Annotated in this window: 20 protein-coding genes; 4 read left to right on the top strand and 16 right to left on the bottom strand. The window is 51.7% G+C overall.

Going from position 1 to position 13,650, the window contains the following annotated elements; all coding sequences use genetic code 11:
* Positions 1-35: 35 nt before the first annotated feature.
* Together KNP67_RS01795 and KNP67_RS01790 are read right to left on the bottom strand one after the other, a co-directional pair.
* A complete protein-coding gene (locus KNP67_RS01795; protein ID WP_131471124.1) occupies positions 36-1,157 on the bottom strand; it encodes an N-acetyldiaminopimelate deacetylase in 1,122 nt (373 codons plus the stop codon).
* Positions 1,154-2,032 (bottom strand): transcriptional regulator CcpC, encoded by an 879-nt coding sequence (locus tag KNP67_RS01790; protein ID WP_021066984.1) that lies wholly within the window; start codon positions 2,030-2,032, stop codon positions 1,154-1,156. The genes KNP67_RS01795 and KNP67_RS01790 overlap by 4 nt, the downstream gene beginning before the upstream one ends.
* Before the next feature lie 110 nt (positions 2,033-2,142).
* On the opposite strand from KNP67_RS01790, the gene KNP67_RS01785 reads away from it, so the two are divergent.
* The gene (locus KNP67_RS01785) at positions 2,143-2,532 is read left to right on the top strand and encodes a disulfide bond formation protein B (RefSeq protein ID WP_214755763.1); all 390 of its coding nucleotides are present in this window, start codon (positions 2,143-2,145) and stop codon (positions 2,530-2,532) included.
* Between the two features lie 381 nt (positions 2,533-2,913).
* Here KNP67_RS01785 and nadE read toward each other — a convergent pair whose 3' ends face one another.
* From nadE to KNP67_RS01745, 8 genes are all read right to left on the bottom strand, one after another.
* A complete protein-coding gene (gene nadE, locus KNP67_RS01780) occupies positions 2,914-3,729 on the bottom strand; it encodes an ammonia-dependent NAD(+) synthetase (protein ID WP_131471123.1) in 816 nt (271 codons plus the stop codon).
* A 117-nt stretch (positions 3,730-3,846) separates the two neighbouring features.
* A complete protein-coding gene (locus KNP67_RS01775) occupies positions 3,847-4,689 on the bottom strand; it encodes a BsuPI-related putative proteinase inhibitor (RefSeq protein ID WP_242678884.1) in 843 nt (280 codons plus the stop codon).
* A gap of 100 nt (positions 4,690-4,789) precedes the next feature.
* On the bottom strand, positions 4,790-4,984 hold the full coding sequence (locus tag KNP67_RS01770; protein ID WP_021066980.1) for a hypothetical protein: 195 nt from the start codon (positions 4,982-4,984) through the stop codon (positions 4,790-4,792).
* Between the two features lie 244 nt (positions 4,985-5,228).
* Positions 5,229-6,320, bottom strand: coding sequence for a virulence factor (locus KNP67_RS01765; protein WP_029595766.1), 1,092 nt, complete (start codon positions 6,318-6,320; stop codon positions 5,229-5,231).
* Between the two features lie 72 nt (positions 6,321-6,392).
* Positions 6,393-6,632 (bottom strand): hypothetical protein, encoded by a 240-nt coding sequence (locus tag KNP67_RS01760; RefSeq protein WP_035385680.1) that lies wholly within the window; start codon positions 6,630-6,632, stop codon positions 6,393-6,395.
* Positions 6,633-6,701: 69 nt separating this feature from the next.
* Positions 6,702-7,262 (bottom strand): NADPH-dependent FMN reductase, encoded by a 561-nt coding sequence (locus KNP67_RS01755; RefSeq protein ID WP_029595767.1) that lies wholly within the window; start codon positions 7,260-7,262, stop codon positions 6,702-6,704.
* The gene (locus tag KNP67_RS01750) at positions 7,255-7,968 is read right to left on the bottom strand and encodes an alpha/beta fold hydrolase (RefSeq protein WP_158001044.1); all 714 of its coding nucleotides are present in this window, start codon (positions 7,966-7,968) and stop codon (positions 7,255-7,257) included. The genes KNP67_RS01755 and KNP67_RS01750 overlap by 8 nt, the downstream gene beginning before the upstream one ends.
* A gap of 2 nt (positions 7,969-7,970) precedes the next feature.
* Positions 7,971-8,537: a GNAT family N-acetyltransferase gene (locus KNP67_RS01745; protein WP_021066975.1), complete on the bottom strand. Its 567-nt coding sequence runs from the start codon at positions 8,535-8,537 to the stop codon at positions 7,971-7,973.
* Positions 8,538-8,688: 151 nt separating this feature from the next.
* On the opposite strand from KNP67_RS01745, the gene KNP67_RS01740 reads away from it, so the two are divergent.
* Positions 8,689-9,420 carry a hypothetical protein gene (locus tag KNP67_RS01740; protein ID WP_021066974.1) on the top strand — a complete coding sequence of 244 codons (732 nt, stop codon included), beginning with the start codon at positions 8,689-8,691 and terminating at the stop codon, positions 9,418-9,420.
* Between the two features lie 273 nt (positions 9,421-9,693).
* On the top strand, positions 9,694-9,981 hold the full coding sequence (locus KNP67_RS01735) for an FHA domain-containing protein (protein WP_029595769.1): 288 nt from the start codon (positions 9,694-9,696) through the stop codon (positions 9,979-9,981).
* 20 nt (positions 9,982-10,001) lie between these two features.
* Here the strand turns inward: KNP67_RS01735 and KNP67_RS01730 are convergent, their stop codons facing one another.
* Genes KNP67_RS01730 through KNP67_RS01715 form a run of 4 tightly spaced genes read right to left on the bottom strand, consistent with a single transcriptional unit; the run spans position 10,002 to position 11,849 of the window.
* Positions 10,002-10,193 (bottom strand): hypothetical protein, encoded by a 192-nt coding sequence (locus tag KNP67_RS01730; RefSeq protein WP_029595770.1) that lies wholly within the window; start codon positions 10,191-10,193, stop codon positions 10,002-10,004.
* Positions 10,190-10,723 carry a hypothetical protein gene (locus KNP67_RS01725; protein ID WP_029595771.1) on the bottom strand — a complete coding sequence of 178 codons (534 nt, stop codon included), beginning with the start codon at positions 10,721-10,723 and terminating at the stop codon, positions 10,190-10,192. Before KNP67_RS01725 ends, KNP67_RS01730 begins: the two co-directional genes overlap by 4 nt.
* Positions 10,720-11,304, bottom strand: coding sequence for a phosphatase PAP2 family protein (locus KNP67_RS01720; RefSeq protein ID WP_029595772.1), 585 nt, complete (start codon positions 11,302-11,304; stop codon positions 10,720-10,722). The genes KNP67_RS01725 and KNP67_RS01720 overlap by 4 nt, the downstream gene beginning before the upstream one ends.
* Positions 11,304-11,849, bottom strand: a complete 546-nt coding sequence (locus KNP67_RS01715; RefSeq protein ID WP_029595773.1) for a phosphatidylglycerophosphatase A family protein — start codon at positions 11,847-11,849, stop codon at positions 11,304-11,306. Before KNP67_RS01715 ends, KNP67_RS01720 begins: the two co-directional genes overlap by 1 nt.
* Positions 11,850-12,021: 172 nt before the next feature.
* On the opposite strand from KNP67_RS01715, the gene KNP67_RS01710 reads away from it, so the two are divergent.
* Positions 12,022-12,531 carry a YjcG family protein gene (locus tag KNP67_RS01710; protein ID WP_021066965.1) on the top strand — a complete coding sequence of 170 codons (510 nt, stop codon included), beginning with the start codon at positions 12,022-12,024 and terminating at the stop codon, positions 12,529-12,531.
* A gap of 2 nt (positions 12,532-12,533) precedes the next feature.
* On the opposite strand, the gene KNP67_RS01705 is transcribed toward KNP67_RS01710, so the two are convergent.
* The gene (locus KNP67_RS01705; RefSeq protein ID WP_021066964.1) at positions 12,534-12,722 is read right to left on the bottom strand and encodes a hypothetical protein; all 189 of its coding nucleotides are present in this window, start codon (positions 12,720-12,722) and stop codon (positions 12,534-12,536) included.
* Positions 12,723-12,806: 84 nt separating this feature from the next.
* The gene (gene fabI, locus KNP67_RS01700; protein ID WP_029595774.1) at positions 12,807-13,580 is read right to left on the bottom strand and encodes an enoyl-ACP reductase FabI; all 774 of its coding nucleotides are present in this window, start codon (positions 13,578-13,580) and stop codon (positions 12,807-12,809) included.
* Positions 13,581-13,650 lie beyond the last annotated feature (70 nt).

The raw sequence follows: 13,650 nt of genomic DNA, 5'->3' as shown, positions 1-13,650 counted from the left end.
ATACAAAAAAGCGGACACCGTCGTGTCCGCTTGCTTCACTTAATGATGGCCGTTCTAAAGAAATGATCGAACAGCTCGATGGCGACATCGATGGCCCGCTCATCCGGATTGAGCGTCGATTGGTGAAGTCCCGACCCCATATCGTTCACGCCGAGCCAGACCATAAAGCCTGGAACTTGTTTCAGCATGTATCCGAAATCTTCACCGGTCATGGCCGGTACGCACGTCTTGTATGAGTATCCGACTTCCTCGACCGCTTCTTCGAATTGGAACAAATAACGCTCGTCGTTGACGACCTCATGATAACGATTGCCGAACTCGAGGTCGATGTGGACGTTATACGTCATCTCCACCCCGGCGATGATTTGACGGATGCGTCGTTCGAGCACGACCATTTCCTTGTCCGACAAGGCCCGAATCGTACCGTCGAGCTTCGCCGTGTCCGCGATGATGTTCTCTTTCGTCCCAGCCATCACTTTCCCGATCGAGATGACCGCGCTGCCCATCGGGTCGATGTTCCGCGAGACGATTGTTTGCAGTTGCATAATCAACGCGGCCTGGACGATGACGGCATCAATTCCGGCGTGTGGGAAGGCACCATGCCCGCCTTTCCCATGAATCGTCAGATGCAACTCGCGCGCACTCGCGAACAATACACCTGGACGCGACGCGATTGTGCCGACAGGATATTCTGGTGCGACGTGAAGTCCGAACATCGCATCGGGACGGAAATGATAGAACAATTCCGACATGGCCATCGGCTCAGCTCCGCCCGGACCTTCTTCGGCTGGTTGGAAGAAGATGACGAGGTGATGGTCGAGCGGCTCTTCGACGGCTCGCTTAATCAACCCGAGAGCGATTGCCATATGAACGTCATGGCCACAGGCGTGCATCATCCCTTCATGGACCGAGGCAAACTCGAGGCCCGTCTCTTCGGTGATCGGTAAGCCGTCCATGTCGGCCCGGTAACCGATCGTCTTTTCACCGGCAAGCCCGTCGATGCGGACGAACAAACCGGTACGCCAATGCGAGATGTGCACGCGCGGCGAGTTCAAGGATCGAATCAGTTCCTCAAGCGTCGCCTGTGTCTTGAACTCTTCATAACCTCGTTCTGGAATCAAATGTAATTGCCGTCTTGCCTCAATTGCCCAACTCATTCCACACTCTCCTTCGTCACTTCATCAACAATCTCCCAAAACGCCTTCACTTGCGCCAACTCGAGCATCGACTCGGTCGATAACATCCACGTATCCCGGACGAGCGGAATCCCATCCGACGACGTGAGCGGAATCTTATTGATTGCCTCGACGTCGCGAATCGTCGACTCAGGTAAAATCGCGAATCCGATTCCGTGTAACGCCATCTGTTTGCACGTCTCGATTTGGTCGACGACGAGCGTCGTGAGCGGCGGGCTCGAGAAGCGCTCTTGCCACCACTCCAAAATTTCTTGATAATACGTCGAGTCGCTCTTGAATTGAATGAACGAACGCTCGTTATTCTTTAATTGTTTCAAATCGGTCATCCGCAAGTCGACCAGATGAAGCGAATCTGAGAACAATTTCATCTTCTCACCGCGCCAATCCGGATTCCCGCGAATGATGCCGATATGGAAATTTTCCTCTAGCATATAGCGCATCATCTCGCTTGACCAGCCCGTGACGAGTTTGACTCGAACCGATGGATACCGCTCGACGAATCGCTTCAAGACGCGCGGTAGCCAATACTGACCCATGATGGATGCGACAGCGATTTTTAATGTACCGTACACCTCACCTTGTTGCGCTGTCAACTCCCCACGCAGCTCCTGCTCCTCGCTATACATCTTCTTCGCGAAGTCGATGATTTTTTCACCGTCCGGCGTGAGCGCGAGGCCCCGTGTCGAACGGACAAAAATTTTCTTGCCCCACTGATGCTCGATTGTGACGAGGCGCTGACTGAGTGCGGGCTGGGAGACGAACAAGCGCTCCGCCGCTTTCCGCATATTCAACTCTTCGGCGAGGACGATTAACACTTCCACTTCTGATACTTGCATGACGTCACCTATTTCTCTATCGTTTCAAAGATTGTATACTGGATACGTTATTGCTTCACTGTATCATATCATGTTTGTCGATTAGTTTTGAATCGTCAGGAGGAAATCAGATGCAACGTCATCATTTTGCCTTTATTGTCGCCACCATCGCGACGCTCGGCAGTCTTTATTTCTCGGAAATCATGCTGTACGTGCCATGCAAGTTATGCTGGTTCCAACGCATATTTATGTATCCGCTCGCCATCTATTACTTGACGGTGCTTCTCTCGAACCGTGCTGTGAACAAATTGTTCGTCGGTCTCATGGCCGGGGCGGGTTGGGCAATCGCCATCTATCACGTCATTCTCGAACGCATTCCGAACGGCGACGCGTTCTGCAGTAACGACTGTTTGATTCGTTGGGTGAACTACTTCGGATTCATCACGATCCCGCTGCTCAGCTTGATCGCGTTCACACTCATCTTGCTCATCCAATTCGTGCCGACACGCTCGAAGCGCTAATCTGTGATACACAAAAGAACCGGTCTATCGATCGGTTCTTTTGTGTGATTTACGATCGCTTTGGCCGGCATCCTTCGTTTCTGGGGCGATGCGGATGCCTCCGCAGCGCGAATCGCGCTTTACGGGGTCGTCCTTGCATCGCTCTCCCCTAGGAGTTCGGTTGCCGGCTTTTGGCATCGATTGATTTGTAGCATAGGGAAGTCCCTTCGATCCGGCCCGTGGCGCCCTGACTCATGCAGGTAAGCAATCCAACGAAGACCCCGCAGTGCCGGATTCGGCGCGAGGAGGCTTCGGGATTGCCTGCTGAAAGCATGGGCGCCTAACGGGACGGTTCGAAAGTTACCACATAAAAAAGAACCAGCCGGGGGCTGGTTCTTAAGATCACTGCCACCACTCGTCATAGAGCGAGGCCGGCATATGGTGTTTATGGCGCGACCGTTTGAAGATTGTCTCAATCCGTTCAGCGATGGCTGGATCGACTGATTTCCCTTCGAGATAATCATCGAGTTGATCATACGTCATCCCGAGAGCGACCTCGTCCGGGAGTCCCGGTTTGTCATCTTCCAAATCAGCCGTCGGCACTTTATAAATCAAGCTCTCATGCGCTTCAAGTTCATGGAGCAACGCTTTCCCTTGGCGCTTGTTCAATCCTGTGAGCGGCGTCAAGTCGGCCGCCCCGTCCCCGTGCTTCGTGTAAAAACCAGTGACGTATTCGGCCGCATGGTCCGTGCCGACGACGAGGGCACCGTACGTGGCTGCGATGTCGTATTGCACTTTCATCCGCTCGCGCGCTTTCGTGTTCCCTTTATGGAAGTCGCCAAGTTCGAGTCCCGTCGCTTCATGGAACGAGTTGGCTGAGGCATCGACGGCCGGTTTCACGTTGACCGTGAACGTTTTGTCCGGTCGAATGAAGTCGAGGGCACGTTTGGCGTCGGCCTCGTCATGTTGCTCGCCATATGGCAGACGGACGGCGTAGAATGTAAAGTCCGCACTTGTTTCCTCACGCAATTCTTCCATCGCCAGCTGGCAGAGCTTGCCGGCGAGCGTTGAGTCTTGTCCTCCCGAGATACCGAGGACGAGCCCTTTCGCGCCTGCTCGGTTGACATAAGCCTTTAAAAAATCGATTCGGCGACGAATCTCCTCGGCTGGGTTGATGGATGGTTTGACGTGTGTCGTCTCAATAATATGTTGCTGCATTCTCAACTTCCTCCCTATCTGATATTGGTTTGCCTAATTGTCTGACAATCTATGAATGCCGTCAACTTGTTTCATTCCCGAAACAAAACGACGGAAACCTAAGTTTCCGTCGTCCGGTTATTGAATGCGGAACGATGCGACGTCGCCGCCGATCGGTGTCATCTCCAAGAATAATGCTTTTCCTGCCGGTGGTTCTTCATCCATTAAGACACCAAATGTGAAGCTGCCACTTGTCACTTCGGCCGCACCTTGGGCATATAGATTATGACCGTCCGACACGCTCCATTCGAACTCTTCGACGTCCGTGTATCCAGAAACATCGATCGCGTTACCGTTCAATTTGATGACCACATCGCGGAACGAACCGTCCGTTTGCGCGGGTTGGTCGCTCGGCTCTTCAACGGGTTCTTCTGTCGTTTCTTCTGTCGTTTCTTCCGTCGTTTCTTCGGCCGGCTCTTCCGGTGTTTCTTCAGTCGGCACCTCGGAAGCTTCAACGGTCAGCGACTGTTGATCGGTGACCGCCATCTCAGGTGCACCTTCGACTTGGGCCAGACCGACGAAATCCACCGTGTACTCACCCGCTTCGAGCGTGAGTGGGAATACTTCATCGAACACTTTCTTCTCACCTGGTGCCCACGTCTCTTCGATAATCGATTCTGTGAACATATATTCACTGCCATAGTCGAAGATGGTCGTATCCCCGTTCATCACCGTCATCTGAAAGCGTTGCGACGAATTGAACGTCACGTTGACGGGCTCCTCGTTCGGATTCGTCATCGATACCGTCGCCGACAACTGTTTGGACTCGGCATCGTAGCTCACGTCCGTCTCGAGTGTCAATAAGGCAGGCGGTGTCGACGCGTTACCGTCCACATCGCTCGGGTTCGCTTCTTCTTTGCTGCAAGCCGCGACGACCAACATCATCGCCGTAACGATTGCCAATAACCAAGTTTTCTTCACGTATCCCACTCTCCTCTGAAAAATAAAAAAACGTCTATAGCACTAGTGTAAACGTTCGTGCAGACGTTTGTAATGGGTTTACGGATATTATTCACCTTTATTATGAAACTTGGACGTTTTCCACGTATTGCTGCCATCCTGTCATGAACAACGCGTCAGCGACGTCGATATCGGACCGAACTTGTGCAGAGATCGAGAACGTCTCGCTGTGAATCGACTCAAAGATGACCGTGATCATACCATCGACGACTTCCTTATAGGCTACGAGTTCTGGTGTTTCTGCAAAAAGCATCATGAGTGTGGCTCCTTTTCGGTTATAAGATATGTATAGTGTATCAACGATTATATTGAGAATAACGTCCCATCGTTCGACAGGCCAAAAGACCCGTTTACCCAACTGTCGAATTGCTGGTATCGATTGTTAGTCATTTGGATGAATTATCAAATTATTCGTGCAAAAAGAGAGACGAATCGCAATCCGATTCGTCTCTCTTCCTGTAACTGTAAAAAAATTAAATTCATGATTGTCGAATGATTTGTTACTTCGTTCGGTTTGAAATTTGTTGCCACACTGTCCCGAGTGCCGTTTCCCCGCTCGTGATCCGTTCTTTGGCAAGGCGTGCCTGCAACGACACCTCGAACTCACGATCGTCTTCGGCGATTTTGAGGGCGGGTACGGCCTGTTCATCTCCGCAGTCGAACAAGAATCGAGCGGCCCGCCACCGGACGAGCTTGCTCTTATCCTTGAGCGCCTCAATCATCGACGGTTGCGACTGCGGCAACGCCCAATCGGACACCGTGTCGCCGGCCGTACGCCGTACAATCGGTGACGAGTCGACGAGCGCCTGTTCGATATACGTGACATACTCTTCCCGATTCTCTTCGAACATGCCAATCATGACGACCGCTTGTCGACGGATGGCCATCACCTTGTCCTCGAGGGCGCGGCGGAAGTACACCATGTTGTCCGGGGTAATCTCGAGCTCGTCCAAGAACGCCAAACGTGCTTTCCAATCGTCTGATTGCAATTGGTTCGCATTGGCTTCATAGTCGGCTTCCCGACCAAACGCCCGAGCGACGATGCGAGCAACCCGTTCTTCAGGATACGCCGCCTCGAGCTCTTCTTGCGCTACGACGCTCACGTCCTCTAGCTCGCCGTAACGCGGGGCTTGTTCGACCCAGCGTCGGTCTTGGATGACGTTTTTCACTTGGGCCTGCACGTCAAGTGCGGCGTCGACGAACCGTTTTGACAGGCCGACCCGTTTTTCCGAGTCGCCTTTGACGAGTTTCAATTGCATCGGCACATCGAGGACGAACTGGACCGAGACGTGCACCGGTTCGTAGTCCGCCGCCATTTGGCTTGCCTCGACTTCCGGCACGTCTTCCCCGAACGCGCGGCGAATCTCGTTCATGACGTCGTGCCAGTCATGTTTCGGATGGCGTTCGACGGCGAGGAAGTCGGAGACAGCGTAGACCGACTTGACCCCGCGTAAGCCGACGATGTCTTCAATGATCGGCGGCATATCACGGCTCGCCTTGTCATACGTGACACCACGGCCCGTGAACGCCGGTTCGACGATAATCTTCAAGTTATTTGGACTTGGAGTTGGTTCGATTGCTACTAATTTCATTCTCATCACCTCACTCTCAATCGTGACGAAAACGACAAAAAAACGCAAGCGAGTCGCTTGCGTCGTGAACAATCAAAATAGGGCGATGAACTGTTGGAGCGAATACTCTTCTCCTTCGACGATGAACGTATCATCTGCTGACACAGGCTCAAGGAAGAAGCGCTTCTCCCCATCGGCTTTGACGTATCCGAAGATATGGCTCGTTTGATAGAACAATTCCACAATCGTCACCCGGCCGAACGTCATCCCGTCATTGATGATTGCCCGGTCCTCCAACTCGCCGCCATTATACAGTTCAATATACCTTTGCATGTTTGTCGTCGCTCCCTTTGTGTTTGTTTTCACAATTCATTTCTATCAAACAATCAGGGCGACTTCAAGTTAATTTTTTGCGTGACGCTTCCAAAAATCAATCCAGTTATAATACTCAGATAACACTCTGTCGATTTGTTGCCGAGACTTTTCATCGTGTAATCCAGTATTATCAATCTTTTCTTTACAATGTGTGATAAAGATTTCATTTCCTGGTAAAACGTTAGCACGATTTGTGGCAAATACTTGACGGAGATGAATTTGACATCGCGCCGTCCCAAGCATACCCGGAGACGCCCCGGCAATCATGACCGGTTTCTCACGGAGCGGCGTGCCTGGTTCGAGCGACAGCCAATCGATTGCGTTCTTCAACACACCCGGGATGCTGTGGTTATATTCCGGGGTGACGACGAGCAGACCGTCCGCCTCACGCACGGCTCGTTTGAAGTCGCGTACGACTTCGGGTTCATCCGGGTCGATCAAGTCGTCGTTATAGAGCGGCATCTCAATCGAAGCGATCTCGACGTCGAACCAATCTTGCCCGAGCTCGATGATGGAATGGAGCAGCGCCGTGTTATATGACGCCTTACGAAGACTTCCTGATACGGCAACGAGTTTGAATTTAGACATCCTGTACCTCCTTGAGCCAATCATTGATGAGTTGCGCTTCTCGTTCTGGCTGTTCCATCATCCCCATATGGCTAGCCGGTACCGTCTGTTTCGTATGACGGTCCGCCCCTAGGAAAGCGCGTTCCGCATCCATGTTCGGATCACTAGATCCATAGAGGAATAGACCGGGCAATTTCGTCGACCGGACCGTCTCCGTTTCATCGGCACGGTCGCGAATGGCCATCTGCGCGGAAATGATTCCTTCTTTTGACATCTCGTAGCCGATTTGCTTGGCGCGTTCAATCAACGCGGTGTCGGAATCAGCGGCAAACACACTCGGAATCATCGTGTCGATGAACGGATGTACCCCTTCTTCCATCACTCGTTCGATGGCTTCATTCCGCTTCACTTTGGCCGTCTCTGGATCAGCCGCCGCTGTCGAATGAATCAATCCGAAACCGGATAGCGCGTCCGGATGACGGCGGACGAGGTTGGTCGTGATGTAGCCCCCGAACGAATGACCGAGCACGATTGGACGCTTGAGATTGCGCAGTTTCATCTCAGAAAGTACCCAATCCGCAAACTGATTCATCGTCTCTGGTCCGGCCTCCGTCCCGGCATGTCCCGGTAATGTCAGCGCGTATACGTCCGCGTCCATCAATGGGATGAGTTCCTCAAAATAGTCAGGTGATCCACACAATCCATGTAACAGTACAACTTGTCTCAACGTCATTCCTCCCTTTCGTTCCATTCGTCTTTCAAGAGACGATACATCGTCAAATCCATGAAACGTCCGTGACTATAGGCATAGTCATGGAGCAATCCTTCCTCCGTAAAGCCGAGCTTTTGCACCAACCGGTTCGACCCTTCGTTCCCTGGAGCGACGAGCGCCGAGATCCGATGAAACTTGAACTCGTCAAACCCGTATCGAATGACGGCAGACGCCGCCTCGAACGCGACACCCCGGCGCCAATGGCTCGGCGCGACCTCGAAGCCAATTTCGGCCCGAAAATACTGCGGGGTCCAGTTGTGAAAGCCGATCGTCCCAATCAGTTCGTTCGTGTCGCGGTCACAGATCGCCCAGCGAATCGCTTTTCCTTGCTGAAATTGATCTTTGAAATAAGCGATGACGTTCTTCGCCTCATAAACAGCCAGTAAAGGATCGGACCCGTAATAACGCATCACTTCCTCGGTCGAAAGAATAACATAGAGCGCCCTCGCGTCACGGGGTTCGAGTTCCCTCAAAATGAACCGGCTCGTCACGAGCTCGGGAAAGCTTTTTTTCAACCCCCACATATGGAATCCGCCTTTCTGCTTCTTTTCCTCAATTATAACCATTTTCCCAAAAAAACCATCATCTCAATCCTCTAGAACCGCTCAAACATGGCGCGCCACGAAGGGATTTGCTAAAATCAAACTATAGTGACTTCGAACTGAGGGGATAATTATGTCAAAACAGTTGTTCTATATTAAACAAGACCGAGAACTGCAACGTTTTACACTGCATGGCGTCACTTTAAACGATGTCACCGAGGCGTTATCACTCGCCCGCCCGATGATTATTTGTCGGACGGACATGAAAGGGATGAGACAGTCGTCCCGGACCCGGTTCCGCTATATCGAGGCGCACGAACTGTCGACGTTCTCGACCAAGTATTTAAATAACCAAACGAGTTTCACCGCCATCGACTTTCCTGACTATCATCTGCTTGAATCGTTATCGGATCACGAGATCGCTGAAATCTTGTTCCTCAGTCATATGGAACGTGGCTTAAAAGGACCTTTCCTGAACTCGATTCAAAACGAGATTGCCTTCTTCAACGAATCGAATGATCGTCATAGCAGCCTGTACATAAAAGACTGGTCGACGATCTCGCACTTCTTGCAGAGCGTGCTGCAAAGCAAGCTCGACCGCGACATTCGCAACATCAGTTTCGTCCCAATCCCGCTCCCGGTCATCGATGAGATTTTGGCGTTATCACCGCAAGGGTTGATTATCGATTTCGATCATACGAAGCGGAGCCTGTTCAATCGGCAAGTCTCGATTGCCTTCTATGTCGCCGGGCGTTACGAGGACATGTCGGTGCTCGAAGAAGACTTTGATGCGAAAAAAGAATCGATCGCGTTGAAAGGACAATTGACGTATCGCCGTCGTACGTGGGAGATTGAACGATTTTGAGTTCACCCGTGCAATAATCTTTATCGAACCTGAGCCAATCAGGTTCTTTTTTGTTATCCCGCTCATACGGATTACGTTTCAAATCCCATCACCAAGCGCCTGAGACACTATTTTTATAAATTGATAACAAATTGTCTTAATTTTTCGTTAAATTAACTCTTTTCTTTTATCGCGAGGAGGGTATACTAGGAATAACCTTCTGGAGGAATGGAAGGCAATATAGAGAAAGCGAGGTGAAAATCTATTCATCACGCGGATGAATAGATACACGAGATGGAACAACTGAAAGTACAGGGAATGTCTTCGTTCACCAAGTTTGCGACGAATGGAAAAATGCTGAAACTAAAAGATGCAGTAGCCGGCGAGCAACGGATTTCGCTTCAAGAAGCGACCGATATTCAAGTCTCAATGCTCGACGAGGACCATTCGCGCTTCACTATATTCGGTCAGTCACACCCACTTGTCGAACTGACCCTTCCTCACCATTCTTGTGAAGTGTTACATGCCTGGTTATTACACAAGTTAAAACGACAAAAAATCAAATTGGCTTCTAACGCCTAAACGAACAAAGCGCGTTCCTCTTATGAGGACGCGCTTTGTTCGTTTTTCCGATAAATCGTCACGCCGCCGTGTTTCGCTTCACCGACGACTTCAAACAGCCAGCCCTTGTCGACCAAGAGCGAACGGACCGTCAAAAAGTCGTCTTTCGGGACGATGAGTTCGTCGACCGTCCCGTAGAGAAGTTCTTGAATTTTTGGTTCCCACTCGTTCATTTCACTTCATCCCTCTCCGTTTGTTGTCGGTTTGCCCAGGCGAACAATCGTTCACTCGTCTGCATCACATTTTCCGGTACGAACACATCTTCCGGCACCTGAGGATGCGACGCGACCGGCTCATCGATGGCGAGCACGACCGTTTCACCGAGTGCCCGCTCCACATAATCGACTACAAACGCGATCCGTTCACCGTACGTTTTTGGCGCAGCGTCGTCGAGGGCGACCGCATAGGCCACATCCACTTCGTTGTCCTTTAATAAGACTCGGCCCGAATCGAGGATGGCGAACGGCGGAACCGCGTCGACATGAAACACTTCATAGGCTCGATACGCCGTCTCATCGCACGATAAGAGCGGCACGAAGCGTCGTTGTCCCGTCCACTTCTTGAGTTGGAACAACGTTCGCATCGCCGTGAATGACTTGGCCCCGGACGCATCTTTTTCGACCAAAATCGTCGGGGCGTCGGCGGCGTCCGCTCGAGTTTGGTCCATGAACAACCATGTTTCGACTTGTGAGACTAAAATCAATTTCGTTTCCTCCTTATTACTTCTGACCCTGCCACGATGACGAGCGCGACGAGCCACCCGCCGATGACGTCACTGAAATAGTGGACGTTCAAGATGACCCGGCTGAACGAGACGGCCAACACCATCGCGACAAGCAAGCCGAACCCGATCAAGTTTTCATTGCGGCGGTACATCAAGATCGCCAGCATACCGTACAAGGCGAGTGATCCAGAGGCGTGACCGCTCGGGAAGCTATAAGTCGTCGCGTCGAGCGCGGCATCGATTGACGGTCGGTCAACCCCGAACACGAGCTTCAACACTTGTGTCACGAGAAGCGTGGCAATGACGACAATCGGCAAACGGAACGCCTCAAAGCGGTTCCCTCGCCATAAGAAATAGAGCATGCCAATAATGGATAGACCAATCAACACTTTCACACTGCCGAGCTCGGTCACATAAACGAACAATGGTCCAGCGAGCGGTTCAAGCGAAGCCGTGACGAAGCGGTCGACCGGTACGACCCAACCTAAAACGACGACCACCGAGAAGAGAACGAATCCAATCGTCCCGGTGATCGCCAGCTCTTGTAAGCGAGAAGTCATCAATACAACCCTTTCCGTTCCCGCATCTCGTCTTCGCCGAAGTCGGTCATGTCACGCAGACGGTGCGCCAACCGACCTGAGGCGTTCGCCGCGATGGCACCGACGAGGTCATCCATGAACGTATGGACTTGGCCGTCGTCCATTTTCGTGTCGAGCTGTTTGATGATCCCGATTTTCGCTTTGTCTAAGTATCCGAACGTCGTCACGGCAATCGAACCATATGTGTTGACGGCCCCGATCGCAATCGTCTCATCGACACCGAACAACCCTTCATCCGACGCCACGATTGACAAGAGCGGCTCCGACAATTGCCCGCGCTCGGCGAGCATGTCGAGTTCCGACCCGACGAGAATCGCGTGTTGGAGCTCGCGTTTATCTAACACGGCCTCGACCGAGTCCATGCAGTCTTTCAATGATAAGTGTGGCGAATACGGTGCTTGCATTTGATAGACGATTTCGGCGATCGATTCGATCGATACGCCCCGTTCAATCAAGCGAGCCCGTGCCGCGTCGCGTACATCGCGTGAGTGTGGTACATGTTTCATCATAGATGCGGGAACATTCCCGCTACACATCCTTTCATCTCGAGAAGAGCTTCTCGAAGTACTCAATGTCTATTATACTGAAAACTCGAAAAAAAGACTAAGCCCGCTTTGACTTCATTCATTAAATCGGTCATCATAAAAAAGTAGACCACTTTATAAAGGGGGAACTGGAATGAAGATTGGGGTAGTCTTATTTCCATCAAAACAAGTTCAAGACTTCGCCAACTCGTATCGGAAGCGATACGACACGAAGTATGCGTTGATCTCACCTCACGTGACGATCAAGGAACGCACTGAAATCGACGAGGCCGATTTGCCGAAAGTGCTCGAGTATCTCCAGCAAGTCGCAGACTCGACCAAACCGGTTCAATTGAAAATCGACGGGGTCCGCTCGTTCGCACCGACGAACAACGTCCTCTACTTAAAAGTATTGCCGACGCGCGAACTGTCAGCGCTTCACGACAAACTGCACGACGGTCTGCTCAAGCAGCCTCCGAAATACGAGTTTCTGCCGCATATCACCATCGGTCAAGATTTGACCGATGCCGAACTGTTCGACGTGCTCGAACGGATGCGAATGGAACAAGTGCATTTCGAGGAGACGATCAATCGCATGGCCGTCATGTATGAGCTCGAAAACGAAACATGGAACGTCTATGAGACGTTCCGGTTCCGCGGATAAGATTACACGCTCCGGTCGACGAAACGACCGGGGCTGTTTTGTTGTTCGGCTTCTAACCATTCTTCTTGACGGGGCCGGATTCGTTGGACACGTTGAATGCGTGTGACCGGCTCGATATTCGCCCGTTCTGTTGGTTGAACTTGGCGATTTCCATATTGGACGACTGTGAAATCAATCTGATAAGGACCCATGATCCAACCTCCTTCACAAGTCCTTACCCGAAATTCTTCAACGATAATACAAAAAAGAGCGTATCGCTACGCCCTTCCCCATCTTTATAAAATGTGATAACCGCTATCGACGTGGATGACTTCACCTGTCACGCCGCTGCCCATGCTCGACAAGAGGAACAGGCCGGTCGAGGCCACTTCTTCTACCGAGACGTTGCGGCGCAATGGCGCTTTTTGCTCGAGTTCAGACAAGATGCTGTTAAAGTCGCCGACTCCTTTAGCCGACAACGTCCGAATCGGGCCAGCCGAGATCGCATTGACGCGGACGCCGTGTGGGCCGTACTCGTTTGCCAAATATTTGACGCTCGAGTCGAGCGCCGCCTTGGCGACACCCATCAAGTTATAGTTCGGGACGACGCGTTCGCCGCCGAGATATGTGAGCGTGATGACCGATGCATCTTCTGCGAAGTACGGTTTGGCCGCTTTGACGACAGCCGTCAAGCTGTATGCCGAAATATCGAGCGCTTGCGCGAACTGGCCGCGTGTCATCTCTGAGAATTCACCGCGGAGTGCTTCTTTGTCTGCGAATGCGATCGAGTGCGCAATCCCTTGAATCGGGCCTGCTAGTTCATGAATCGCCCGGAACGTCGTGTCGATGGCTTCGTCGTTCGTGACGTCACACTCTAACAGCAAGGCTTCTCCGTTCAAGTCGGCTGCAAGCGACTCGAGTCCTGACTTGAAGCGTTCGCCCGCATATGTGAGCACGAGCTTCGCGCCTGCTGCGTCGAGCGTCTTCGCGATTCCCCAAGCGATCGAGCGTTTATTGGCGATTCCCATGACGACATACGTCTTATTCGTTAACGTTGGATAGATTGACATCGTAAACTCCCCTTTTTTAGTACCTGGTGATAATATCTGTTATCAGATTACAGAATGGTGTCTGTTTTGT

Source organism: Exiguobacterium sp. s157 (assembly GCF_018618205.1).
In the GTDB taxonomy this organism is placed as follows: domain Bacteria; phylum Bacillota; class Bacilli; order Exiguobacteriales; family Exiguobacteriaceae; genus Exiguobacterium; species Exiguobacterium chiriqhucha.
This window is presented reverse-complemented; position numbering and strand designations above follow the sequence as displayed.